The sequence below is a fragment of the Cohnella algarum genome (assembly GCF_016937515.1).
GTDB classification, from domain to species: domain Bacteria; phylum Bacillota; class Bacilli; order Paenibacillales; family Paenibacillaceae; genus Cohnella; species Cohnella algarum.
Genome location: NZ_JAFHKM010000002.1, coordinates 3870271 through 3894736, shown reverse-complemented (window position 1 = coordinate 3894736; position 24466 = coordinate 3870271). Strand labels below are relative to the sequence as shown.

The window sequence follows — 24466 nt, the reverse complement described above, 5'->3', positions numbered from 1 at the left end:
CGGTTATATGACGGCATCGACAAACTTCGCTGACGTCTCCGCTTGCCTCCGGGCCTGGCCGTAAACTTCGTTGGAACCTTTTTGCGCCCGGTCCATCAGCTCTCTCAGCGAATCCAGCAGCCCGTACGCTTGCTGCAGCCGGTTGCGGATCTCCTCCGCGCCGCCATCCAGCCGGTCGAGGCCGAGGCCTTCGGCGGAAAGATCGAGCCCGTCCGCTCCGAACGCCCGCCCTTGAGCGGCCGCATTCCGGACCGCTTCGGACCAGCTCCCGAGTCCTCCGGCACTCGGCAGCCGCGATACGGCTTGCATAAACCCGCCGTAGAACCCCGTTATCGTGTCCGCCGCCTGCCGGATGCGGGCTTTCGCCATCCCGACGTTCCCCTGAAGCGCGGCCAGATATTCTTCGTCCGCATCGGGCGCGGCGGCCGCTTCCGCGTAAAGCCGTTCCGCGGCCTCCAACTGTTCGGCCAGCGGATCCAGCGAAGCCTGCAAGCTATCGCGGAGCGCTCCGTACGTATTGGACAGCATTCCGGCGGCCGATCCTCGGCTTTCGCGTTTTTCGGCTCGGACCGTTGCCGTCTCTTCCGCCGGACTCGCCGAGTCGCCCGCTTGCTTATCCGGCGGCGGCGCGGCCGGCATCCGCGATCGATCGATGCCGCCCAGATGGATCGGACGATCGGAAAACCGTCCGGTTGCGAAAGCGGAATCGGCATCCAGCCGCCGAACGGACGCAAACGACCGCATAAACGTCTCGTAATTGACTTGCATGTTCTTCCTCCTGAAATCCATTTACCCTAAATATCGGAAAAACCGTTTTGAAATTTTAACCCTGAATCCCGAATGCAACTTGGCTGTGGCGAACGGTCACTCCGCGCGCTCCGCTTCGCTTCTCCTTTTCACCTTGCTCCGGTTTCCGCCCGGCCCTCTGCAGTTCCTCTTTTATGCTCGTTCCGGCTTACAATTGACTCGCGCTTCAGGATCGACGAAGCTTCGTTGGAATTTGTCCAATCAAAAGCGGCGTTTTGGCGAAACTCGCTGCCTTCGTTGGATTTTATCCAATCAGGCGGGACCTTTTTGGAGACTTTGTCCGAAATCCCCGCTTTTCGTTGGATAAAATCCACTCTAGTCCAAAGGCGTCCTCGTTTTCCGTTCCGTAGAGTGGATAAAATCCAACCTAGGCTGCCGCCACCAACAATTGAAGCGTCAAGCGCCGCTGATTGCACACCGAATTTAAGCCATATCGTACAAACCCTTGACTGGCGCTTCCGCCCTATTTCCCAACTGCGCCACTGCCGGATCGGTTAGCGCAGGCGGGGCATGGATCGCCACTCCCTCCCGCAGGTCGCACCGCTCGTATTTCTCGCCCCCTCCCGCAGGTATTACCGCTCGCGTTTACCGCCCCTTCCCTTAGGTCTCGCCGTTTACGTCTCCGCCTCCGGCACGCGCGGCCGCTCAGCTCTCCAGGGGCGCAATAAAAAGAAGCCCTCCCTCTGCGAGACGGCTCCCCGATACAGCCCCGGCGCTGCCGGGCACTTATGCATTCTAATTCCATTCAACGTCGTCCGCCCGGCTCCCGAGTCGCGCAAGTCGCAACCGCCCCCGGCCCGCCCCCCGCCAAGAAGCGACTTACTTGCTCGAAGCGCCCGCCTTGCGGTTGACCGTCAGCTTGTAGCCGACGCCGCGAATCGACTCGATTTGCACGGATTGCTGGTTCATCTCCAGCTTTTTGCGGAGCGAGCTGACGTGCACGTCCACCGTCCGCTGCCCTCCGATGTAATCGAAGCCCCACACGACGTTCATCAGGTCGTCGCGCGTAATGACGATGCCCGGCCGCTCCGCGAGGTACAGCAGCACCTCGAATTCCTTCGGCCGCAGCGTAATCCATTCGCCGTTCAGCGATACTTCGTACTTATCCGGAAAAATTTGCAAATCGCCGTGCGTGATGACTTTCTCGTCGCTATCCTGCTCTGCCGCTTGCGTGTCCTCATTGCGCGTTCGCCGCAGAACGGCCGACGTGCGGGCGAGCAGCTCGGCTACGCCGAACGGCTTCGTAATATAATCGTCCGCTCCGAGCTTCAGTCCTTGAACCACCTCTTCTTCCGCGTTGCGGGCGGTCAGAATGATGACCGGCGTTTTCAGCCCGCTTTGCCGCAGCTTCTGAAGCACTTCGAAACCGTTCATGCCCGGGAGCATAAGATCGAGAAAAATGATGGCATAATTGCCTCGCAGCGCCGCTTGCAGCCCTTCGGAGCCGTTCGCGACGACTTCCGTCGAGTAGCCCTCCTGGGATAAGTTGTACGTCAACAAGCGTGCGATGGTAGGCTCGTCTTCTATGATTAGCGCCTTGTCCGACATGGGTACCTCCGGTCCGGCTATCGTTCCGCCGTTTAATACGCCTGCTGTCAATTTATCATGCCAATGTAAAAACCGCATTATCCTTTTGTTAACGCAGCGTTAAAATGCGACCGCGTTAATCAAGGCTGAAGCAACGGCAGCTCGATGATAAAATGGGACCCGACGCCGACCGTGCTTTCGACGCGAATCGTGCCATGATGCATATCGACGAGATGCTTGACGATGGACAGTCCCAGTCCGGTGCCTCCGGAGCTGCGGGAGCGGGCTTTGTCCACCCGGTAAAAACGCTCGAAAATGCGGGGCAAATCTTTTTTCGGGATGCCGATGCCGGTGTCCGAAACCGTAATTCTTATTTTTCCGTCGACATCGTCCGCGCCCTCGCCGGCCACGTATTCGGCCCGAACCTTCACCTTGCCGCCATCCGGCGTGTAATTGATTCCGTTCTGGAGCAAATTCAGCAAAATTTGTCCCAGCCGGTCCTCGTCCGCCTCCAAAAACAGCTCCGGATCGGCTTCCCACTGGAGCTCGATGTTTTTTTTCGCGGCTTCCGTTTTCATGAATTCCATCGTCCGCTCGAGGAAAGCGTTCAGATCGACCGGCGAAAATTGCTGCGTGGAACGGCGGGACTCGATTTTCGACAGCTCCAGAATGTCCCCGATCAGCCGGTTCAACCGCTCGCTTTCGTCGTGGATGATTTTCAAAAACGATTGGGCCGTTTCCGGATCGTTCACCGCACCGGCCATCAGCGTTTCGGCAAAACCTTTGACCGCGGCGACGGGCGTCTTCAGCTCGTGCGACACGTTGGCGACGAATTCGCTCCGCATCCGCTCCAGGCGGCGAATGGCGGTCACGTCCTGCAGCACGATGAGCAGGCCCGTCTCCTCTTCCCCGCTCATGCGCATCGGCACGAGGTTCAGCTCCAGCAGCCGTTCTTCGGGAAAATAAACGGTCAGCTCTTCGTGAAGCGGCTCGCGGCTGTCCAGCGCCTGGCGAATCAACTGGCTCAGCTCGTAATGCTGCTTGAACTCGGTAAAGCTGCGCCCGACCCGCTCCTTCGCGGAGCTGCCGAGCAGCCATTCGGCGCTGCTGTTGTAAAGCGTTACGTTGCCCGCAGGATCGATCATGACGACGCCGCTCGGCATGTTGTCGAGCACCGACTGCAGCCGCATGCCGTTTCGCCGGATGACGGCCATCTGCCCCTGCAGGCTCTCGGCCAGCGCGTTCAAGGCGCGCGCCAGCTCGCTCACTTCATCCTTTCCGTCGTCCGGGACGCGGATTTCATAGTCCATATCCGCCATGCGTTTCGCGGCGCCGGTCATCCGCTCCAGCGGACGCGTGACGCCGAGCGCCACCCGGTAGCTGACCCCGGCCGCCAACACGAACAGCAGGAGCAAGCCCAAAACGAGCGCCACCCACATTTTGCTCAGGCTTCTTTCGATGTCGGTCATGCCGACGGCCAGCCGGATTACGCCCTGCACCCGATCGCCGTCCTTGACCGCCATCGCCATATACAGCATGTTTTCGTCCAGCGTGCTGCTATGCCGTTCGCTGCTGCCGATGCCGTGTTCCAGCGCTTCCCGCACTTCCTCGCGGTCCAGATGGTTGGCCATCGTTTCCGGCTCATGATCGGAATCGCCCAGCACGACGCCGTCGGCGCGAACGTAGGTGACCCGCATGTCCGCCAATTCCTTGAATCGGACGGCCTGGCTTTGCAAATACTCCGTCTGGCCGTCTTCCGTCAGGCCGACGGGCCATGGCGCCGCGGCGATGAGCACGCGCATCTCCTTTTCCATATGCTCCTGCAGCGCGAGCGTATGGTTGTCCTTATAGCTCTTCCCCATCAACAGGCCGGCTGCCAGAACGGAAAGCCCGATCATCAGGACGAACAACGCGGTCAGCTTGAAGCGAAATTTTTTCATGAAAACTCCTCACGCGCGCGGGATTTAACGATTCAAAAAAGCGGCTTTTCAAGAAGCGGGAGCGTTTCTTTACAAAAATGAACGGTCAAAAGACCGTGCCTGCCGCATCATCGTTTGAAATCGATGTTGACAAGAGATTCGGGGTCATTTTGGCCGTTATTTGAATTCTTATTCGGTTCCGGTCGAATAACGGCCGCTATCGGCCGTCATTCGCTCCGGAAAGGCGCCTGCAATTACGCGAACACCGGATCTTTGAACTGCGCGAGCTTTTGCTTCGAATCTTGCTCGACATCGGCGTGCAGGCTGTTGCCGTGCGCGTCCATCGTCACGATCGCGGCGAAGCCTTCGACCTGAAGGTGCCACATCGCTTCCGGAATGCCGAACTCCATGAAGTCGACGCCGTTGACGTTCTTGATGCATTCCGCGTAATATTGGGCCGCGCCGCCCACCGCGTTCAAATAGACGGCTCCGTGCTCCTTCAGCGCGGCCAGCGTCTTCGCGCCCATGCCGCCCTTGCCGATGACCGCGCGGATGCCGAACTTTTTGATGATGTCGCCCTGGTACGGCTCCTCGCGAGCGCTCGTCGTCGGGCCCGCCGCCTTCACGTGCCAGCCCGCTTCGTCCTTCAGCATGACCGGACCGCAGTGGTAGATCACGCCGCCGTTAAGGTCGACGGGCGAGTCGTGGTCCATCAAATACTTGTGCAGCGCGTCGCGCCCGGTATGCATTTCGCCGTTCAAAATGACGACGTCGCCCACTTTGAGCGAACGCACCTGTTCTTCCGTCAGCGGCGCGGTCAGGACGACCTCGCGGCGCTCCCCGCTAGATGCCGAGGCGGCCGCGCTCTCCTTCTCGGCCGAAGCGTTCATCGGCTCGTTCGAGCCGCTCTCGTAAATCCATTCCTTGATTTCGTGCGTGTTGCCGTCGAGCAGCACGCCCTGGCGGCGATACGCCCAGCAATTATAAGCGACGGAGACGAAAAAGCTCGCCGGAAGGCGGTTCATGACGCCGACTTTGCATCCGAGCAGCGTGACGTTGCCGCCAAAGCCCATCGTGCCGATGCCGAGCTTGTTCGCGTTTTCCATGATGTACTCTTCCAGCTTCGCCAGCTCCGGAATCGGGTTCGTGTCCTCGACCGGACGGAACAGCTGATGCTTGGCCAACTCGTAGCCCGTCGTCCGGTCGCCGCCGATGCCGACGCCGATGAAGCCCGCGCTGCAGCCCTGTCCTTGCGCCTGGTAAACGGCGTGCAGAATGCATTTGCGAATGCCGTCCAGATCGCGTCCGGCCTTGCCGAGACCTTCCAGCTCGCACGGCAGGCTGTACTGGATGTTTTTGTTTTCGCAGCCGCCGCCTTTCAGAATGAGACGGACGTCGACCTCGTCCTTTTCCCATTGCTCAAAATGAATGACCGGCGTGCCCGGGCCTAGGTTGTCCCCCGTGTTGGCGCCCGTCAGCGAATCGACCGAGTTCGTCCGCAGCTTGCCGTCCTTCGTCGCGCGGGCGACCGCTTGGCGGATTTCCCGTTTCATGACGATTTGATTGGCTCCGACCGGCGTATGAACGATAAACGTCGGCATGCCCGTATCCTGGCAAATCGGAGAAACGTTGCACTCCGCCATTTCGATATTTTGCGCGATCGTGCTGAGCGACAGGCCGGCGCGCGTGGCGCTGTCTTCGGCTTGCCGGGCTTTGGCGATCGTCCTGCGCACGTCGGCGGGCAGGTTGGTGGACGTTTCGACGATTAACTTATAAATGCTGTCTTCGAATTGTGACATTTTCGTGTCAATTCTCCTCTCTGATCGCTAGTTCACAATATCTATAATAATAGCACATTCGCGGCGCTCCTACGAATGATAAAACGTCAGAAAACCGTCGGAAGCGCGTTCGGCCCCCGTCGGTTTCGCGCGAGTCGTGATATAATAAAACCCTGTGAAGCCGTCTTTAGGAACGGAAGGAAAGGAAGAAAAGCATGCCTCATCATTTTCTCGCTTATTTGTACCGGCTGCAGTATATCGAGCGATGGAGTCTGATGCGCAAAACGACCGAGGAAAACGTAGCCGAACACTCGTTTCATACCGCGCTGCTCGCGCACCTGCTCGCCAGCATTTCCCGCTATGTTTTCGGCAACGACGTGAGCCCCGAGGAAGCGGCGACCTACGCGTTGTTCCACGACGCGACCGAAGTGATCACCGGAGATATTCCGACGCCGGTCAAGCACCATAACCCGGACATTTTGTCGAACTTTCGCCAAATCGAGACGCTGGCCGCGGACCGGCTTTTGTCCACGGTTCCGGAGCCGCTGCGCGACGTGTACCGGCCGCTGCTCGGAAGGAAGGCCGTCTCCCCGGCGCTCGCGAAGCTGGTCAAAGCCGCGGACGTGCTGGACGCCTATCTGAAATGCGTAAGCGAAATGTCGGCCGGCAACCGGGAATTCGCCACCGCCCGAAGGCAAATGGAAGAGCGCCTGCGCGGCCTCGATCTGCCCGAGGTGGAATGGTTTCTCGACCGGTTAGCGCCCAGCTTCGAGAAGACGGTGGACGAATTGTCGGAGGACGAATAGCGCGCTGTCGTGCCGCCGGCTCAACGGCGGCTTCCATCGGCGCCCTGCGGCCGAAACGACTTCGTCGTCTGGCTCGGCAGCGGCGTGCGGGGACGGTGAAATGAGTCATTTTTACTCAACTGCGGGCGGCTGTATGCGGCTGGTGGATTGAGATGAGTCGCCACGACTCATCTGGATCGGCAGCGGCGTGCGGGGACGGTGAAATGAGTCATTGTTACTCAATTGCGGGCGGCTGTATGCGAATGGCGGGTTGAGCTGAGTCGCCACGACTCAGCTGGATCGGCAGCGGCGTGCGGGGACGGTGAAATGAGTCATTGTTACTCAACTGCGGGCGACTGTATGCGGCTGGTGGATTGAGATGAGTCGCCACGACTCATCTGGATCGGCAGCGGCGTGCGGGGACGGTGAAATGAGTCATTGTTACTCAATTGCGGGCGGCTGTATGCGAATGGCGGGTTGAGCTGAGTCGCCACGACTCAGCTGGATCGGCAGCGGCGTGCGGGGACGGTGAAATGAGTCATTTTTACTCAACTGCGGGCGACTTTATGCGAATGGCGGGTTGAGCTGAGTCGCCACGACTCAGCTGGATCGGCAGCGGCGTGCGGGGACGGTGAAATGAGTCATTTTTACTCAACTGCGGGCGGCCTTATGCGTCTGGCGGGTTGAGATGAGTCGCCACGACTCAACTTCGGACGGCTGTATGCCGCTGCCGGAGCGAACCGGAATGCTTCCAATCCGCTTCCGGAGCGGATCGGAGAGCTTTCGTTCGGATGCCGCAACGGTCCGGAGAGCTTTCCACCGATTCTGTCGCTCGACAAACGGCGCTTCCCCGGCCTTCGTCCCGGAAGCCGCGTCCGGCAGCCGCCAACCGCCGTTCCATCCGATCCCCGACCTGCTTAAAACAATGCTTCCAGCGCCGGGTACAGCAGCTTGTACCGCTCGTACTTCCGCTCGTAATGCGCGATCAGCTCCGGATCCGGAACGAAAATCTCCTCCTGCCTGTCCCGGCCGAGACGGTCGACCGCTTCCCGGTAATCCCCGGTCCAGCCGACCGCCGCGAAGGCGAGCGCCGCCGCTCCGGCCGAGGGCAAATATTGCGCCTCCCCCGGCACCGCGATCTCGAAGCCGAATATATCGGCCATGATTTGGCACCACAGCCGGCTTTTCGTGCCGCCGCCGATCATCGTCATCCGGCGGCCGGACGGCGCAGGCGCGGCGGGCGCGACGACCTCCATCATCTGCCGCAGGGCGAACGCGACGCCTTCCAGTACGGCGACGCCCATATCGGCCTTCGTCGACGTCGGCCGCAGGCCGATCATCGAGCCGGACGCCCGGCCTTTTTGCACCGGGCACCGTTCGCCGTTCAAGTAAGGCAGGAACAGCAGCTCGTTGGCCGAGCGGTCCGAAGTCCGAAGCAGCCGCTCGAACGCTTCGTATGCCGTTTCCGCCGTTTCCGTTCCGCCCGGCTCCGGCCCGCCGGCTTCCGCCCCGGCGCCGCCCGGCACAGCCGCGGGCCCGAAAGCCGCAAGCGCCCACTCCATGACGTTGCCCGCGTTCAGCACCGGCGCGATCGCAATATACGACTTCGGCTTCACGTAGCTTAAGTTGAAGGCTCCCGAGGAAACGTCGACGAAAGCGGACGCAGCCGCGGCGACCCAGCCGGTCGTCCCGATGTAGGCGTACAAATCGCCTTCCCGGTAGATGCCGGCTCCGAGCGTAGCCGCTCCCGCATCCCCGATGCCGCACAGAACGGGCGTGCCCGGAGCGAAGCCGGTAAACGCCGCCGCCTCGGGGACGACGACGCCGACCTGCTCGTCGGAAGGCCGGACGGGCGGCATTTTGCCCGGATCGAGCCCGTAGCGCTCGAACCAGGCTCCCGCCCAATCCCGCGTCGCGATGGCCATGCACCCGGACGTGGAAGCCGCCGTCGGATCGGTGGCCAACTCTCCCGTAAGCCGCGCGACGACATAGTCCTTCGCGCTGATCAGAAAGCCGGCGGTCCGCTCGTACGCGTCCGGCTCGTGCTCCCGCAGCCACAGCAGCTTCGGAAACGTAAGCGTCCCGTCCATATGATTGCCGGTGACCCGAAAAATTTCCTCGTCCCCGATATCGGCCCGAAGCCGGTCCGATTCGGCCGATGCCCGTCCGTCGGAATATAAGATAGCCGGACGAATCGGGCGCAGCCGCCCGTCCACCGGAATGCAGTCCTGCATTTGGCCGCTGAACGTGACGGAAACGATCGCTTCGGGCGCGATGCCCGCGGAAAACCAATGGCGGGAGATGTCGGCTACCGCCGCATACCAATCGTCCGGATGCTGCTCCATCCGCTGTCCGGATTGCAGGATGCGAAGCGGGACGTCCCGTTCCGCCCGGACCCCCATGTCCTGCGAGACGAGAATTCCTTTTACGTTGGTCGTCCCGATATCGAATGCGGCGATGTACTTCAAAGCGAAAAACTCCTTTCCGGACGCCCGACTTGCGCCGGCCCCGTCATGCCTGCGGGCGCCCCATCTTCTGCAGCAGAACCGCCGCGACGATGATGCACCCGGTAATGATGTCCTGCATATAGGTCGGCACCTGCAAAATCGTCAGCCCGTTGGCCAATATGCCGATGATCGCCGCCCCGACGAACGTGCCCCAAATGTTCGGGACGCCTTCCTTGAAGGAGGTCATGCCGATAAACGCCGCCGCGTACGCCTGCAAAAACAAGCCTTCCCCGCCGTTCGGATGAGCGGAACCGAGCCTCGACGCCATTAAAATGCCGGTCAGCGCCGCCATCGCCGCGCAAAGCGCGAAAGCGGCGTTCTTGTTGATCGCGACGCGAACGCCCGCGACCCGAGAAGCCGATTCGTTGCCGCCGATCGCGTAAAGCTTGCGCCCGAACGGCGTATGGGCCATGACGTACCAGAACAGCACGGTCGCGAGCAGCATGATGATCGACAGCAGCGGAATGCCCGCCACGGACGTTTGTCCCAAATATCGGAACGAATCGGGAATGTTTTCGAACACGGTCGCCCCTCCGGTCAGCCGGAAGTTCAGCCCTCCCAAAATCGTCCCCATCGCCAGCGTCGTAATGAACGACAGCACTTTAAAGCGGGTGACGATCCAGCCGTTCACGAATCCGATCGCCAGCGCCGCGCCAAGCGTAACTAGAAAAACGACCGCAAGCGGATATCCTTTTACCGCAAGCAATGCCGCCGCCACGCCGCCGAAGCTCGCCATCGAGCCGACCGACAGGTCGAATTCGCCGACCGCCATCACCAGGGTCGCGCCGATCGCGATCAGCACGAGAAACGAAATTTGGCGCGAAATGTTGATCGCGTTGTCTACCGTCGCGAACGAAGACGGACTTAAAACCGAAAAAACGACAATGATCAGAACGGCGGCCATAACCGTACCGTACGCCCGCAGCAGCCGCACGTAATTGGCGCCGGCCGCGGATGCTAACGTCTTCCCCATAAAGCGCCTCGCTTTCTTATCCCTGCCCGTAGCAGATTTGCAGCACCTGACCGGCGGTCAGGCCGTCTTCGTCCAGCTCGGCCGCGATGCGGCCCTCCCGCATGACGTACAAGCGGTCCGCGACGTCAAGCACTTCCTGCAAATCCGAAGAGACGAACAAAACCCCGCGGCCTTGCCGCGCCTGTTCTTTCAGCAGGCGATGAATCTCGGCCCGCGTCATGACGTCGACCGCCTGCGTCGGTTCGTCGCAGAGCAGCAGGTCGGGGTCGGAAAGCAGCGCCTTCGCGAAAACGACCTTCTGCTGGTTGCCGCCGCTAAGCTCGCCGACGGCCTGTTCGGTTCCCGTCGCCTTGACGTTCATCTCCGCCATCCGGCGTTCGACTTCGCCGCGTTCCTTCCGGCCCTTCATCCGAAACCCGCCGGAAAAAACGCCAAGAACGGGCAGCGTCATATTTTCCCGAATCGACATGCCGGCCACGAGCCCGTCCCGTTTGCGCTCCTCCGGAATAAGAACGGCTCCCCGCCCGAGCGAATGGCGCGGACTCAGGGCGATCGGGCCGCCTTTCAGCCGCGCCTCGCCGGACGAAACCCGCCGGAGCCCGTAAATCGCTTCCAGCAGCTCCGTCCGCCCCGCGCCCGCCAGCCCGAACAGGCCGACGATTTCATGGCGGCGTACCGTAAGACTCGCCTCGCGCACCTTTCCGTCTGCCGTCGAAAGCCCGCTCACCTCGAGCAGCGATTCGCCGGGGCGGAGCCGATCGCGCTTCGCGGACGCTCCGTCCGTCTTGTCGTCGCTCATCAGCCGAATCACGCGCTCTTTGCTCGTGTCTTCGGCAAGGAACGTTCCGACCGACCGTCCGTTGCGGAACACGGAAATCCGGTCCGACAGCCGGAAAATTTCGTCCATCCGGTGGGACACGTACAAGATGGCCGTGCCCTGGCTCGTCAGCCTGCCGATCAATTCGAACAGCCGCTCCGATTCCTGATCGGTAAGCGAAGCCGTCGGCTCGTCCAAAATGAGCAGCCTGCACCCCGTCATCATCGCCCGCATTATTTCCAGCATCGTCTTCTGAGGAGGAGACATTCGCGACGCGGCCAGATTCAGCTCGAGGGAAAGGCCGAGCTCGTCTTTCAGCCGATCGGCCTCCCGGCGCATTTTTCGCCAGTCGACCGCCGCTCCGAACGCTCTTTTCGGATAGTCCAGTCCGAGAAAAAGATTTTCATACCCGGTAAAGGACGGAACGAGATGCCTTTCCTGGTGCACCGCGTTGATCCCGAGCCGGCGCGCCTGAACGGGACTGCCGACATCGACCGGCCGTCCCTCCCACAGCAGCTCTCCGCCGTCCGGGACGTACACTCCCGTCACGATTTTGATCAACGTGGACTTGCCCGCGCCGTTTTCGCCTACGAGAGCGTGCACTTCCCCCGGTTCGATTTCGATGTCGACCCCGGATAGCGCGTAGTTTTGACCGAACCTCTTATCGAGTCGGCTTGCCTTCAACAAGGCCACAACCCCCGCCCCTTCCGTTCGGCCTCTTGCCAAACTTCGATTCTAATCCCTTCATCGTCCCAACGTATCGGCGTTATTCGGCGCTGTCCTTCGTAATCAGGCTGGCCGGTGCGTAAAGCTCGGTTCCTTCCACTTCCTGTCCCTGGAAGGTGCGATCGATCTGGGCGACGACGATATCCGCCATTCCTTCGAAGTTTTGCTCGACGGTGGCGATCAGCGGCGAACCCTTTTTGATCATATCGACCGCCTGGCTGTTGCCGTCGATTCCGATGACGACGATGTCGTCCCGTCCGGCCGCTTCGATCGCCTGCGCCGCGCCGATCGCCGGCTCGTCCCAGCCCGCCCAGACGGCCGTGACGGCGCCTTCCTGCTGATTGGCGAGAAGCAGGCTTTCCATTTGCTTGCGGGCGCTTTCGATCGGCCCGGGCACTTCGACCTGCTGCTCCGTTACCGTCTTCACGTCCGGAGCGGCGGCCAGCAGCTCATCCAGCTTCTCGGTCCGCTTCAGCACGCCGGGATGGGCCCGGTACGTCAGCACGACCAGATTGCCTTTGCCGCCGATCGTTTCGAACAAGTGGTTCGTGATCATCTCCGACATGGCCGCATTATCGCTCGTGGCGTTCATCGCCATGCCTTCGATATATCCGGAATCGCAGCCGAAGACGGGAATGTTATGCTCCGCCGCCGACTGGATTTGGCTTTTTACTTGATTCGGGTCCGTGCTGACGAGCACGATCGCGTCCGTTTTCGACGAAATGACGTCTTCCATCCGGCTTGCCAACTGGCCGACATCGCCCTTCGTATCGACGACGTTCGTCTTCCAGCCTTTCGCCTCCGCGTCTTTCTTCAGCTCTTCCACCATTTGGCCGGTCGTGACCGAGGATAGGAAAGGAGTCATAATCGAGACAATCTTCTGACCCGCGTTCTCCGTGCCGGCGTTGCCGCTTTCATTTTCCGAGGCTCCGCAAGCCGCAAGGCTCAGCGCCAGTATGATAGCCGTCAGTAGCAAAAATCCTTTTTTCATTGCGTAGTGCCTCCCAGTTTGTATGGACGATCGAACATATTTGCAACTTTTCTGATTATAAGTCCCGGTTTGCCGGATGGCAAGGTGGCCTTGACCTTTGTGCCTATTCTTTGTCGAAAAACGCTACGGCCTGGAGACTTCGGAATACGGCTCCGGCACCGCTGCGGACGATCGGCGGTCAAGAGGGCGAAAATGGCGGGTACATTCGGCTGTCGCGGGACGGTCAACGGTCAATGAATATAAAAAAACTTGCTCCGCTTGGGGAAGATCCCCCGAACGAAGCAAGGCAAACGTCTTCTCGTTTTAGGCGTACCACGGATCCTGCATCAGCCACAAAACGACGAGGAAAACGATCAGCGTCAGCACGCTCAGCGTCTGCACTCGCGAGATCGCTCCGCTGGCGTCCGTGTTGCTTGCGGCCGCGGCCTGAATCCGCTTCAGCGGTCCTTGCATAATGCCGGTGAAAGCGCCCATGACGACAAACAGCACGACCACGACGATCATCCAGGGGACGGTATAGTCGGCTTGCGAAATCAGATAGCCGCCGGTAAGCAGCTGAATGACGAGCGCGAACTGCCCGACTCTGCCGGCCGTCACCAATCCGTTCGCAAGTCCTTCCTGCGCAGGCGTGGACAATTGCCGAAACCTTGCCGCGACGAACGGAAGCACGGCATATATGCCCATTCCGACGGCGCCCACGACATGCAAAAACAACATAAACGTCGACATTTGTAGAAATCCTCCCAGCCAATATTTACAACAGTTCATGTCCAGTATACACAAAAAACGCCCAAAACGAAAACGAGCCGCTTCGAATTAACGGAAAGTTTGAATTTGCCGATTTTTCATCCGAATCGAATAAAAAGCGCACGCTCCGAAGCGGCTAGGCCGCAGCGAAGGTGCGCTTGATTAGCGTCGATGGCGCCGGGTTACCCTTTTTCCACGACTTGAATGACGTTGCGAACGGAATCGGCCGACTTGTCCAGCGCGGCTTTCTCTTCGGCCGTCAAATCCAGCTCGATCACCTTTTCGATGCCGTCGCCGCCGAGAACGGCGAGCACGCCCATGAACAGGTTGTCGTAGCCGTACTCGCCTTCCAGCAGGGCGATGACCGGGAGGATGCGCTTTTTGTCTTTCAGGATCGCCTCGGTCATTTGCACGAGAGAAGCTGCCGGAGCGTAGTAGGCGCTGCCGTTGCCGAGCAGGTTGACGATTTCGCCGCCGCCGACGCGGGTGCGCTTTACGATCGCTTCGATCCGATCGGCGGGCAGCAGCTGTTCGACCGGGATGCCGCCGATCGTCGTATAGCGGACGAGCGGAACCATGTCGTCGCCGTGGCCGCCGAGAACGACGCCGCGAACGTCTTCGACGGACACGTTCAGCGCTTGCGCGAGGAACGTGTTGTAGCGGGCCGTATCGAGCACGCCGGACTGGCCGATGACGCGGTTTTTCGGGAAGCCGAGCGCCTTGTTCGCGACGTAGGTCATCGCGTCGACCGGGTTTGACAGGATAATGACGTAAGCGTCCGGGCTCGTCGCCTTGACACTTTCGCAGACGGATTTGACGATGCCCGCGTTCGTGTTCACGAGGTCGTCGCGGCTCATGCCCGGTTTGCGGGCGATGCCGGCGGTAATGATGACGACGTCGGAGCCGGCGGAATCCTCATAGCTCGACGTGCCGACGATGTTCGCGTCGACGCCTTGCACCGGCGTCGATTCGAGCATGTCGAGGGCTTTGCCTTTCGTCGGGTTTTCCATCTGCGGGATGTCGAGCAGCACGACGTCTCCCAGTTCCTTTTGAGCGAGCATCAGCGCGGTCGTTGCGCCGGTGAAGCCGGCGCCGACCACCGTAATTTTAGCGCGCTTTATAGCCATATCCCGCAGCGCCTCCCGGTTACATGTTTTTGATGATTTCGTCGGCGAATTCGGAGCATTTGACTTCGGTCGCGCCTTCCATCAGGCGGGCGAAGTCGTAGGTCACGATTTTGCTGTTGATCGATTTTTCCAGGCCTTTGTACACCAGGTCCGCGGCTTCCAGCCAGCCGAGATGCTCGAACAGCATAACGCCGGACAGAATGACGGAGCCCGGGTTGACGACGTCCTTGTCGGCATACTTCGGAGCGGTGCCGTGCGTCGCTTCGAAGATGGCGTGGCCGGTCGCATAGTTGATGTTGGCTCCCGGAGCGATGCCGATGCCGCCGACTTGGGCCGCCAGCGCGTCGGACAGGTAGTCGCCGTTCAGGTTCAGCGTCGCGATGACGTCAAAGTCGGTCGGACGGGTCAGCACTTGCTGCAGCGCGATATCGGCGATCGCGTCCTTGACGAGGATTTTGCCCTCGGCGAGAGCCGCTTTTTGCGCGGCGTTGGCCGCTTCCTCGCCTTGCTCGGCTTTGATTTTGTCGTATTGGCCCCAGGTGAAGGTTTGATCCGCGTACTCGGTTTCGGCCACTTCGTAGCCCCAGTTTTTGAACGCGCCTTCCGTGAATTTCATGATGTTGCCTTTGTGCACGAGCGTAACCGATTTGCGTTTATGCTTGATCGCGTATTCGATCGCGGCGCGAACGAGACGCTTGGAGCCTTCGGACGATACCGGCTTGATGCCGATGCCGGACGTTTCCGGGAAGCGGATTTTTTTGACGCCCATTTCCTTTTGCAGGAATTCGATCACTTTTTTCACGTCGGCCGTTTCGGCTTGGTACTCGATGCCGGCATAGATGTCCTCGGTGTTTTCGCGGAAAATGACCATGTCCACGAGGTCCGGGCGTTTGACCGGGGAAGGCACGCCGTCGAAATAGCGCACGGGACGCAAGCAAACGTACAGGTCGAGCTCCTGGCGCAGCGCGACGTTCAAGGAACGGATGCCGCCGCCGATCGGCGTCGTCAGCGGACCCTTGATGGCGATGATGTATTCGCGGATGGCGGTCAGCGTGTCTGCCGGCAGCCATTCGCCGTAAGTATTGAACGCTTTTTCGCCGGCGAACACTTCGTACCAGGCGATTTCTTTCTCTCCGTTATAGGCTTTCTTGACGGCGGCGTCGAGGACGCGTTTGGAAGCGCGCCAAATGTCGCGGCCGGTGCCGTCGCCTTCGATAAACGGAATGATCGGATTGTTCGGCACGTTCAGTACGCCGTTCGTTACGGTAATCGGTTGGCCGGAAGTCGGGGGAGCGAATTTTTCCAATTGCATGTTCATTTATCCTCCTGCAAGGTTATTTGTTCGCAAAAAACCGGAAGCTTAGCCGCGCTGTTCGATCGGCACGTAGTGCTGGCCGACGGGACCGACGTATTCGGCGCGCGGGCGGATGAGACGGTTGTCGGCAAGCTGCTCCAAAATGTGGGCGGTCCAGCCGGACACGCGGCTGATCGCGAAAATCGGCGTGAACAGGTCGCGCGGGATGCCCAGCATCGTGTAGCAAGAAGCCGAGTAGAAATCCACGTTCGGCTTCAGGCCCTTCTGGCCGGTGACGAGATCCTCGATCTTGACGGACATCTCGTACAGGGTCGAGTCGCCCTTCAGCTCGCCGAGCTGGCGGGACATTTCCTGAAGGTGCTTCGCGCGCGGGTCGCCGTTCTTGTACACGCGGTGGCCGAAGCCCATGATTTTTTCCTTGTTGTTCAGCTTGTTTTGAATGTACGGCTCGACGTTGGCCAGGGAACCGATATCGTCCAGCATGACCATGACGGCCTCGTTGGCGCCGCCGTGCAGCGGACCTTTGAGCGCGCCGATCGCCGACGTGACGCCGGAGTAAATATCCGACAGCGTCGCGACCGTAACGCGGCCGGCAAACGTCGACGCGTTCAGCTCATGGTCGGCGTGCAGCACGAGCGCCTTGTCCAGCGCTTCGATCGCCACCGCCGCGGGTTCTTCGCCCGTCAGCATGTAAAGGAAGTTATGCGCGATGCCGACGCCTTTCTTCGGGGCGACCGGCTCCAGTCCTTGGCGGATGCGCGCGAAAGCGGCGACGACCGTCGGCAATTGGGCTTGCAGCTTGACCGCCTTGCGGTAATTGGCTTCGGCGCTCATGTCCTGAGCTTCCCCGTCGTACAAAGCGAGGCTCGATACGACCGTGCGGAGCGCGGCCATCGAGTTGGCGCTCTTTGGATAGAGGCGCAGACCCGCGATCACTTCGTCGGACACGGCCGCGTATTCCCCGAGCTGGGCGAGCAGTTCGTCCAGTTCCCGTTGCGTCGGAAGCTTGCCTTTCCACAGTAAATAGGCGACTTCTTCGAAAGTCGCCTTTTCCGCGAGCTCGTCGATATCGATGCCGCGGTACGTCAAAACGCCATCGATGATGGAGCTGACGGATGAAGTCGCGGCGACGATTCCTTCCAGACCTTTTGTTGCCGTCATCGTTTTCTCTCCTTCGTTCCCAAAATTTCGAATTCGCCGGGGCGAATGCGAGCGCATGATTTCGTGCGCGGATTCTGCTGCAGGCCGCCAAAAAAGCGAGCAACGAAGACATTCCGCGCGTTAGGACGCGTAAAACGGAAAAAGTTTCAGCTTTTCTGACCTTTTTTTATGATAAACGATTTCAACGGCGAATGGAACCGAGGCCCGAATAAAAATGTCTTATCGATTGGATAATGATTTCTTGTCATGCGGCCACCCATAAGGATTAGCAAATTGTGACAAATTATTCGAGCCACGTTTTCGGCGTTTCGGAAAAAATGCCAAGATCCGTCCCGAGACCGCGATCTCGTCCGCTTTCTCTCTTTTGCCCCGGCGCCCCGGGTGGTAAAATGATTGCTAAACGCACATCAGAAGTCCGGCGTTCGGCGATTCGTCCTCCGACGGGGAAATTGCCGAAACCTGCCGGCCGTTCGTCATCGAAGGAGGCTCCCGACCTTTTGAATGCATCCGCCACCGTAACCGGCATGATCGATATCGGTTCGAACACCGTGCGTCTTGCCGTCTATCAAGTATCAAGCGAAGGCGCGTACCGCGTCATCGACCAGGGCCGGTGGTCCGCCAGGCTCAGCCAAAAGCTGGCCGAAGACGGAACGCTGCCGGACGCGACGCTCGCCGAGCTTGCCGAGGTGCTGCGGCATTACGGCAGCATTTGCAACATGCACGGCGCGAAGCAAATCCGGGCCGTCGCGACCGCCGCGATCCGCCAGGCGGCCAATCGCGATGTGGCGCTGCAGCGTTTGAAGCGCGAAACCGGCTTGTCGGTCGAGCTGCTGTCCGGCAAGGACGAAGCCCGTTACGGGAGCGTCGCCATGCTGCGCACGATGGATTTTTCCGACGCTTTTCTCGTCGATATCGGGGGCGGCAGCACCGAAATCAGCCTGATCCTCGGCCGCAAGGTCGCGGCCTCCGTTTCGTTTCCGATCGGCTGCGTCAACACCGCCGCCCGCTGGTCGTTGAACGGCAACCCGGTGCCGCCCGCCCTCCTGGAAAAAATCGAAGCCGAGGCGCGGAAGCTGTTCGAAGGCGAGCCCTGGATTTCGTCCTATCCCGGTCTCCCGCTGATCGGACTGGGGGGCACGGTTCGGGCATTGGCCAAATTCCGGCAGCGCAGCGACAACTATCCGCTGTCCAACTTGCACGGCTTCGAGATCGAGCCCCGGCTTCTGGACGAGAGCGTCGGGATGCTGGCCGCCTTGGACGTCGAGAAAAGGCGCAAGGTGCCCGGTTTGTCCAAGGACAGGACCGACGTCATCGTCCCCGGGCTGGCCATTCTTCGCGCCGTTTTGAAATCGGCCGCGGCCTCGCGCATCGTCGTGTGCGGCGCCGGCATCCGGGACGGGCTGTTTTTCGAAACGTGCCTCCCCCGGGAAAAAACGCCCTCTCCGCAAGACGTGCTGAACGAAAGCGTACGCAACCTGACGACGCTGTATCCGGCCGCGCCGCGGGAGCATTTGGCCCAGGTCAACCGGCTGGCCTTGGACTTGTTCGACCGCCTCGCGCCGGCCGCCGGCCTGGACGAGCCTTCGCGCAAATGGCTCGACGCGGCTTCGCGCCTCTTTCGCATCGGCGCGGTCATCGATTACAACGAATGCGCGAACCATACGTTCTACTTGCTGCTGAACGCGCATTGGTACGGGCTGTCGCACCGGGAGACGCTGATTACCGCGTCGATCGCCTCCTACCGGGGACCGAGCCAGCTCCGCCGCAAGCTGGCGCCGTATCGTTCCATTCTGAAGGACGGAGACGTGGAGGCCTCGGCCCGGCTTGGCGTCCTGCTGCAGCTTGCGGCCGCGCTCGACCGCAGCGAATCGCAAGGAATCGTCGATCTGGACGTCGCCGTCGAAAAAGGCAAAAGCCTGGTGCTGACGGCCAGAGCGCGCCATCCGCTTCCGATGGAGAAAATGGAAGTCGAGTCCATCGCCAAAGACTTCAAAAAATGCTGGGGGCTGAGCCCCAAGCTCAAAGCCCGCTAAACGCGCCAAGCGGGCGAAACGATACGAAAGCGGATGCCGGGCCGATTTCGACTTCCGAAACCGGCACCGGCATCCGCCTTGGCTGCAATCTCTCAAAAATCCCCGGCGTTTTGCGCGCCCGCCTGCTCTTCCTCCGCCGCGGCTGCGGCCACTTTTTTCCACAGCAAAATATCGGCGGCCGCAAACTGGCTGCGCAGCGGCGCCTCGCCGGCCTTCGGAGCGACGCGCTTGTAGCCGCCGTCCGCCTGAAGCTCCCGCGCCTTTACATTGTCATGCAAATTCAACTCCAGCAAGTTGACGAGCATCTTTTTCAGCCCGGGGTCATAAACCGGACAGAGCAATTCCACGCGGCGAATCAAATTCCGCGTCATCCAGTCGGCGCTCGAAATAAACACTTCTTCCTTGCCTCCGCCGCCGACCGCCAAAATGCGGGAATGCTCCAGGTACCGGTCCACGATGCTGATGACGCGCACGTTTTCGCTCAGGCCGGGAACGCCCGGCCGGAGGCAGCAGACGCCGCGGACGATCAGATCGATTTTGACGCCGGCCGCCGAAGCCTCGTAAAGCTTGTCGATTATCGACTGGTTCGACAGCGAGTTCATCTTCGCCAGAATGCGGGCCGGTTTTCCTTCCCGGGCGAAGGCGATTTCCCGGTCGATCAGCTCGAACAGCTTCGGCCGCAGGCCGGAAGGGGCGACGGCGATCGAACGCCAGTCGTGGGGCGTCGAGTATCCGGTCATTTCGTTGAACAGGGCGGAAGCATCCTCCCCGATCTCGGGATCGCAAGTAAACAGGCCGGCGTCCGTATACAAACGGGCCGTGTTTTCGTTGTAGTTCCCCGTTCCGACATGGACGTACCTGCGGAGCAGCCCGTTTTCCCGCCGGACGACGAGCGTAATTTTCGCGTGGGTTTTCAGGCCGACCAGCCCGTAGACGACATGGCATCCCGCTTTCTCCAGCTGTCTCGCCCAGGCGATGTTCCGCTCCTCGTCGAACCGCGCCTTAAGCTCCACGACAACGGTTACCTGCTTGCCCGATTCGGCCGCCGCGGCGAGCGCCTGCACGAGAATCGAATTCGCGTTGACCCGGTAGAGCGTCATTTTGATCGCGAGCACTTCCGGATCTTCCGCCGCCTCGCTGATGAAATCGTTGACCGCTTCGAACGATTCGTAAGGATGGTAGACGAGCACGTCCCGCTCCCGCACCGCCGACAGCATGTCGTCCGTTTCCTCGAATTCCGCCGGATAGACCGGCTCTACTCGGGGATAGCGGAGATGTTCGGCGTTCGGCAGCGAGCCCGCGAACCGGGACAAAAACGACAAGTCCAACGGTCCGTCGATCTCCTCGATTTCGTCGTCGGCCAGCTCCAGTTCGTCGGCTAGCAATTCGCGAGCGTCCTCGTGCATGCCTTTCTCGATTTCCAGCCGGACGGGAAACCCCCGGCGGCGGCGGCGAAGCTCCTTCTCGATTTCCGCCAGCAAATCCTCCGCGCCTTCTTCATTAAGCGTAAGATCCGAATTCCGCGTCACGCGGAAAGCGTGTACCGCTTCGGTCGCGTAGCCGCTGAACAGCCGACCGATCTGCTCCTTGATCAAGTCTTCGAGCATGATGAAATAGTGCCTGCGCGTTCCTCTGCGTCCCGGAACCGGAACCGTTCGAGGCAGGATCGAAGGCACTTGGACGATCGCGCAATAGGTTCGCTCTTCCTGCTTGTCCCCTTCGGTATCGGGCCGCAAGACGACGGCCATGTACAGCTCCTTGCTGTGCACGAGCGGAAACGGCCGGCTCGAATCGACCGCCATCGGCGTCAGCACCGGATAGACGATCTGCTGAAAGTACGAGGCCAATTCTTCTTTTTGCTCTTCGGTCAAATCCGGCCATTTGACGAAGACGACGCCTTCCTTGGCGATCGCCCGCATCAGCTCCCGGTACGCCTTGTATTGATCCTTCACCATCCGGTTGATCCGCTTGGCCAGCCGTTTGGTCAATCCTTGCGGAGTATAGCCGGTAAAATCGGGCTTGTTGAACCCCGCCCGCAGTTGATCCTTCAACCCGGCCACGCGAACGCTCATGAATTCGTCCAGATTGCTCGTTACGATCGATAAAAACTGAAAACGCTCAAGCAGCGGCGTCGTCGCGTCTTCCGCCTCTTCCAATACTCTGCGGTTGAATTCGATCCAGCTCAAATCCCGGTTTATATATTTCTTTGAAGCGGTCACCACAAGTCCCCCTATGCTGCGCTTAGGCATGCGAACCCACTTTCTTCTATCATTATGTCGGAAAAATGTAAACATAACGTTATGGGATTGTTAACGCTGCGTAAAATGACTTCGGGAAACGATCCTTGCGGCGACCTGCCGTTGGGCCGGCGACTTTCGCGATTTCCGGCCGGTTCATTGCGAACGGCAAATGATCCGAAAGGCGGCATTACCGCATCGGGCCGCCGTAGATGCGAAACGAGCCCGAGCGGAATTTGCGCTCGAGCCAATGGTATAGCCAGCCTTTGTAAAGCGGGCGGGTAAACGGAAGCAGCAGCGTCAGCCCGACGATATCGGACAAAAAACCGGGGATGATCAGCAGCAAGCCGCCCGCCAGTATGCAAAGGCCGTTCAGCATCGCATGTCCGGGCGCACCGCCGGATTGGAATTGCCGCTGCGCTTCCATCCAGGCTTTGCGGCCTTCCGTCTGCGCGAGCAGCGCGCCGGCAACGACGCCGAGCAGCAGCAAACCGAATGTCGAGCCCGCTCCGATCCAATCGGCGACAACGACGATGCCCGCAATTTCCGCCGCGACGGCCAAGACAAGCCATAAGCCGTATTTTTTTCTCATGATCATCCCTCCCCTTGGAAACGTGCCGAAGCCTTCTATGAGCTACGTAGAAGAGGCCGAATCCGTTTCGCCGTTCGCGCCGGTTTTTTTTGCAAGTTCGACGAGGGTCGCATATACCTCCGGCGCCTCCCTGTCCAGCCGGGCCGGCTTCCAGTCCCCGTTCACCCAGCCGTGCAGCGTGCCTCCGCTTGCCAGAAGCTTGCCTTCGGGCGCAGGGTCCGCATGGCGGATTTGCCCGTTTTGCGTCAAATCGCCAAGCATGATGCGATATTCGAAACGCAGGCGAACTTTGGTCATCTCCGTCACCCTCGTGCAGACGGTGACCCGATCGTCGTAGCTTGCGGGTTGATGAAAGTTCGCTTCCAGGCGCACGACCGGCAGAAGCAGCCCTTTTTCCTCGATATCGCGGTATGCGATTCCCGCCTGGCGAATCCATTCCGTCCTTCCGATTTCAAACCAGGTGACGTAATTCGTATGATAAACCACCTTCATCCGGTCGGTCTCTTGGTACCGGACGCGAAGCGCGTGAAGAAACCAATCGCCCAAAGCTTGCGAAACCACCTTTCGATATGCCGGAAGCGACGGCTGTAATGGCCGTCGCTCCCGGTCTTTGCCCGTATTTGTAAAGTTACAGCACTTTCGCCTGGCCGGAATAGATGACGCCTTTTTCGGCGTACAGCGTAATTTCCATGCCGTCGGACAGCTTTTCCAGGGCGTCGGCGACGCCGACGATGACCGGGATGCCGAGGTTGAGGCCGACGACGGCCGCATGGCACGTAATGCCTCCGCTCTCCGTAACGACGGCGGCGGCCTTCTGGAATGCCGGCATATATTCCTTGTCCGTCGACGGAGCGACCAGAACGGCGCCTTCGGTCATTTTCGCCACGGCTTCGTCCGGCGTGCGCGCGGTCACGACTTTGCCGGTCGCGCTTTGGGAGCCGATTCCTTGCCCTTGCGTGATCAATTCGCCGATGTGGTGAATTTTGATCAGGTTCGTCGTGCCGGAACGGCCGACCGGAACGCCCGCGGTAATGATAATCGTATCCCCGACGCGGACGATGCCCGATTGCAGGGCGCCTTCCACGGCGATTTCAAACATGCCGTCGGTCGTGTCGGCCATCGTTCCCTGCACCGGCACGACGCCCCATACGAGCTGCAGGCGGCGAAGCACCTGCTCCTGCGGCGTAACGGCGATGATCGGCGATTTCGGGCGGTATTTGGATACCATGCGGGCCGTATAGCCGCTCTCCGTCGACGTAACGATCGCTTTCGCGTCGAGATCGAGCGCGGAGTTCGCTACCGCCTGGCTGATCGCCTCGGTAACGGTCGTCTGCTGCGCTTTCGCCTGCTTTTGGAAAATTTCGCGGTAATGCAAAGCCGCTTCCGTGCGCTCGGCGATGCGGGACATCGTCGCGACGGATTCGAACGGATATTTGCCCGCGGCCGTTTCGCCGGACAGCATGATCGCATCGGTTCCGTCCAGAATCGCGTTCGCGACGTCGGACGCTTCTGCCCGCGTCGGGCGCGGGTTGCGCTGCATGGAATCGAGCATTTGGGTAGCGGTAATGACCGGCTTGCCGGCCTGGTTGCACTTTTCGATCATCAATTTTTGCACGAGGGGAACTTCTTCGGCCGGAATTTCGACGCCGAGGTCGCCGCGGGCGACCATGAGCCCGTCCGAAACCTCTAAAATTTCGTCGAGGTTGTCCACGCCCTGCTGATTCTCGATTTTCGAAATGATCTGGATGTGGCGCGCATCGTGGCGCTCCAAAATTTCGCGGATTTCCAGCACGTCGCTCGCCCGGCGAACGAACGAAGCCGCGATGAAATCGACGCCCTGCTCGATGCCGAAACGGATGTCGTTCGCGTCCTTTTCGGTGATGCCGGGCATCGAGATGGCGACGCCGGGCACGTTGACGCCCTTTTTGCTCTTGATTTGTCCGCTGTTCACGATCTCGCACTTGATTTCCGTCCCCTGCACGTCCAGGACGCTGAGCCCGATCAGGCCGTCGTCGATCAGGATCGTCGAACCGACGCTGACGTCTTGCGGCAAGTCCTTGTACGTAACCGGGATACGCTCTTTATCGCCCAAAATTTCTTCCGTCGTCAGCGTGATCGTCTCGCCCTGAACGAGCTCGATCGGCTCTTCCTTCAGCTTGCCGAGGCGAATTTCGGGACCTTTCGTGTCGAGCAAAATCGCGACCGTCTTGCCGAGCTCCTTGCAAGCTTGCCGGATGTTCAAAATCCGCTTGCCGTGTTCTTCGTAATCCCCGTGCGAAAAGTTGAGACGGGCTACGTTCATGCCGGCTTGGATAAGCTTTTTTGTGTTTTCCAGCGATTCGCTTGCCGGACCGATCGTACAGACGATTTTTGTTTTGCGCATGGTTTTCTCTTCCTCCGTCGTTTAAACATCAAAGTCAAACG

At 60.1% G+C, this 24466-nt stretch carries 18 protein-coding genes; 2 read left to right on the top strand and 16 right to left on the bottom strand.

Going from position 1 to position 24466, the window contains the following annotated elements; translation table 11 throughout:
* Positions 1-3 precede the first annotated feature (3 nt).
* The 4 genes from JW799_RS17400 to JW799_RS17385 all read right to left on the bottom strand — a co-directional run bounded on the left by JW799_RS17400 (position 4) and on the right by JW799_RS17385 (position 6052).
* A complete protein-coding gene (locus JW799_RS17400) occupies positions 4-768 on the bottom strand; it encodes a hypothetical protein (RefSeq protein ID WP_205430866.1) in 765 nt (254 codons plus the stop codon).
* Between the two features lie 858 nt (positions 769-1626).
* Entirely contained in the window at positions 1627-2355 is a 729-nt protein-coding gene (locus JW799_RS17395; protein ID WP_080833755.1) for a response regulator transcription factor, read from the bottom strand.
* Positions 2356-2474: 119 nt separating this feature from the next.
* Positions 2475-4274, bottom strand: coding sequence for a two-component system histidine kinase PnpS (pnpS, locus tag JW799_RS17390; RefSeq protein ID WP_205430863.1), 1800 nt, complete (start codon positions 4272-4274; stop codon positions 2475-2477).
* A gap of 233 nt (positions 4275-4507) precedes the next feature.
* Positions 4508-6052 carry a fumarate hydratase gene (locus tag JW799_RS17385; protein ID WP_080833760.1) on the bottom strand — a complete coding sequence of 515 codons (1545 nt, stop codon included), beginning with the start codon at positions 6050-6052 and terminating at the stop codon, positions 4508-4510.
* A 194-nt stretch (positions 6053-6246) separates the two neighbouring features.
* On the opposite strand from JW799_RS17385, the gene yfbR reads away from it, so the two are divergent.
* Positions 6247-6837: a 5'-deoxynucleotidase gene (gene yfbR, locus JW799_RS17380; protein ID WP_205430853.1), complete on the top strand. Its 591-nt coding sequence runs from the start codon at positions 6247-6249 to the stop codon at positions 6835-6837.
* 896 nt (positions 6838-7733) lie between these two features.
* On the opposite strand, the gene JW799_RS17375 is transcribed toward yfbR, so the two are convergent.
* The 8 genes from JW799_RS17375 to citZ form a co-directional block, all read right to left on the bottom strand.
* A complete protein-coding gene (locus tag JW799_RS17375; protein ID WP_205430851.1) occupies positions 7734-9284 on the bottom strand; it encodes a xylulokinase in 1551 nt (516 codons plus the stop codon).
* Positions 9285-9327: 43 nt separating this feature from the next.
* Positions 9328-10296 (bottom strand): ABC transporter permease, encoded by a 969-nt coding sequence (locus JW799_RS17370; protein WP_205430849.1) that lies wholly within the window; start codon positions 10294-10296, stop codon positions 9328-9330.
* Between the two features lie 16 nt (positions 10297-10312).
* Positions 10313-11806, bottom strand: a complete 1494-nt coding sequence (locus JW799_RS17365) for an ATP-binding cassette domain-containing protein (RefSeq protein WP_205430847.1) — start codon at positions 11804-11806, stop codon at positions 10313-10315.
* A 73-nt stretch (positions 11807-11879) separates the two neighbouring features.
* Complete coding sequence (locus JW799_RS17360) at positions 11880-12830, bottom strand: sugar ABC transporter substrate-binding protein (RefSeq protein ID WP_205430846.1); 951 nt, start codon at positions 12828-12830, stop codon at positions 11880-11882.
* A gap of 303 nt (positions 12831-13133) precedes the next feature.
* Positions 13134-13559: a DUF2269 family protein gene (locus JW799_RS17355; protein WP_205430845.1), complete on the bottom strand. Its 426-nt coding sequence runs from the start codon at positions 13557-13559 to the stop codon at positions 13134-13136.
* A 200-nt stretch (positions 13560-13759) separates the two neighbouring features.
* Complete coding sequence (mdh, locus tag JW799_RS17350) at positions 13760-14704, bottom strand: malate dehydrogenase (RefSeq protein ID WP_080833849.1); 945 nt, start codon at positions 14702-14704, stop codon at positions 13760-13762.
* A 19-nt stretch (positions 14705-14723) separates the two neighbouring features.
* On the bottom strand, positions 14724-16016 hold the full coding sequence (icd, locus tag JW799_RS17345; protein ID WP_080833851.1) for an NADP-dependent isocitrate dehydrogenase: 1293 nt from the start codon (positions 16014-16016) through the stop codon (positions 14724-14726).
* A 48-nt stretch (positions 16017-16064) separates the two neighbouring features.
* A complete protein-coding gene (citZ, locus tag JW799_RS17340; RefSeq protein ID WP_205430844.1) occupies positions 16065-17180 on the bottom strand; it encodes a citrate synthase in 1116 nt (371 codons plus the stop codon).
* A gap of 497 nt (positions 17181-17677) precedes the next feature.
* Here citZ and JW799_RS17335 point away from each other — a divergent pair, with 497 nt between their 5' ends.
* Positions 17678-19213 (top strand): Ppx/GppA phosphatase family protein, encoded by a 1536-nt coding sequence (locus JW799_RS17335; protein ID WP_205430843.1) that lies wholly within the window; start codon positions 17678-17680, stop codon positions 19211-19213.
* 92 nt (positions 19214-19305) lie between these two features.
* Here the strand turns inward: JW799_RS17335 and ppk1 are convergent, their stop codons facing one another.
* From ppk1 to pyk, 4 genes are all read right to left on the bottom strand, one after another.
* The gene (gene ppk1 / locus JW799_RS17330; RefSeq protein WP_420830630.1) at positions 19306-21432 is read right to left on the bottom strand and encodes a polyphosphate kinase 1; all 2127 of its coding nucleotides are present in this window, start codon (positions 21430-21432) and stop codon (positions 19306-19308) included.
* A gap of 208 nt (positions 21433-21640) precedes the next feature.
* Positions 21641-22042: an FxsA family protein gene (locus tag JW799_RS17325; RefSeq protein WP_080833860.1), complete on the bottom strand. Its 402-nt coding sequence runs from the start codon at positions 22040-22042 to the stop codon at positions 21641-21643.
* A gap of 42 nt (positions 22043-22084) precedes the next feature.
* Complete coding sequence (locus JW799_RS17320) at positions 22085-22588, bottom strand: acyl-CoA thioesterase (RefSeq protein WP_080833862.1); 504 nt, start codon at positions 22586-22588, stop codon at positions 22085-22087.
* Positions 22589-22670: 82 nt separating this feature from the next.
* On the bottom strand, positions 22671-24425 hold the full coding sequence (pyk, locus tag JW799_RS17315) for a pyruvate kinase (protein ID WP_080833863.1): 1755 nt from the start codon (positions 24423-24425) through the stop codon (positions 22671-22673).
* Between the last annotated feature and the right edge of the window lie 41 nt (positions 24426-24466).

Coding starts and splice junctions, on each gene's coding strand:
- JW799_RS17400 (WP_205430866.1), bottom strand. CDS start 768: ATGCAAGTCAATTACGAGACGTTTATGCGGTCGTTTGCGTCCGTTCGG.
- JW799_RS17395 (WP_080833755.1), bottom strand. CDS start 2,355: ATGTCGGACAAGGCGCTAATCATAGAAGACGAGCCTACCATCGCACGC.
- pnpS (WP_205430863.1), bottom strand. CDS start 4,274: ATGAAAAAATTTCGCTTCAAGCTGACCGCGTTGTTCGTCCTGATGATC.
- JW799_RS17385 (WP_080833760.1), bottom strand. CDS start 6,052: ATGTCACAATTCGAAGACAGCATTTATAAGTTAATCGTCGAAACGTCC.
- yfbR (WP_205430853.1), top strand. CDS start 6,247: ATGCCTCATCATTTTCTCGCTTATTTGTACCGGCTGCAGTATATCGAG.
- JW799_RS17370 (WP_205430849.1), bottom strand. CDS start 10,296: ATGGGGAAGACGTTAGCATCCGCGGCCGGCGCCAATTACGTGCGGCTG.
- JW799_RS17360 (WP_205430846.1), bottom strand. CDS start 12,830: ATGAAAAAAGGATTTTTGCTACTGACGGCTATCATACTGGCGCTGAGC.
- JW799_RS17355 (WP_205430845.1), bottom strand. CDS start 13,559: ATGTCGACGTTTATGTTGTTTTTGCATGTCGTGGGCGCCGTCGGAATG.
- mdh (WP_080833849.1), bottom strand. CDS start 14,704: ATGGCTATAAAGCGCGCTAAAATTACGGTGGTCGGCGCCGGCTTCACC.
- icd (WP_080833851.1), bottom strand. CDS start 16,016: ATGCAATTGGAAAAATTCGCTCCCCCGACTTCCGGCCAACCGATTACC.
- citZ (WP_205430844.1), bottom strand. CDS start 17,180: ATGACGGCAACAAAAGGTCTGGAAGGAATCGTCGCCGCGACTTCATCC.
- JW799_RS17325 (WP_080833860.1), bottom strand. CDS start 22,042: ATGAGAAAAAAATACGGCTTATGGCTTGTCTTGGCCGTCGCGGCGGAA.
- pyk (WP_080833863.1), bottom strand. CDS start 24,425: ATGCGCAAAACAAAAATCGTCTGTACGATCGGTCCGGCAAGCGAATCG.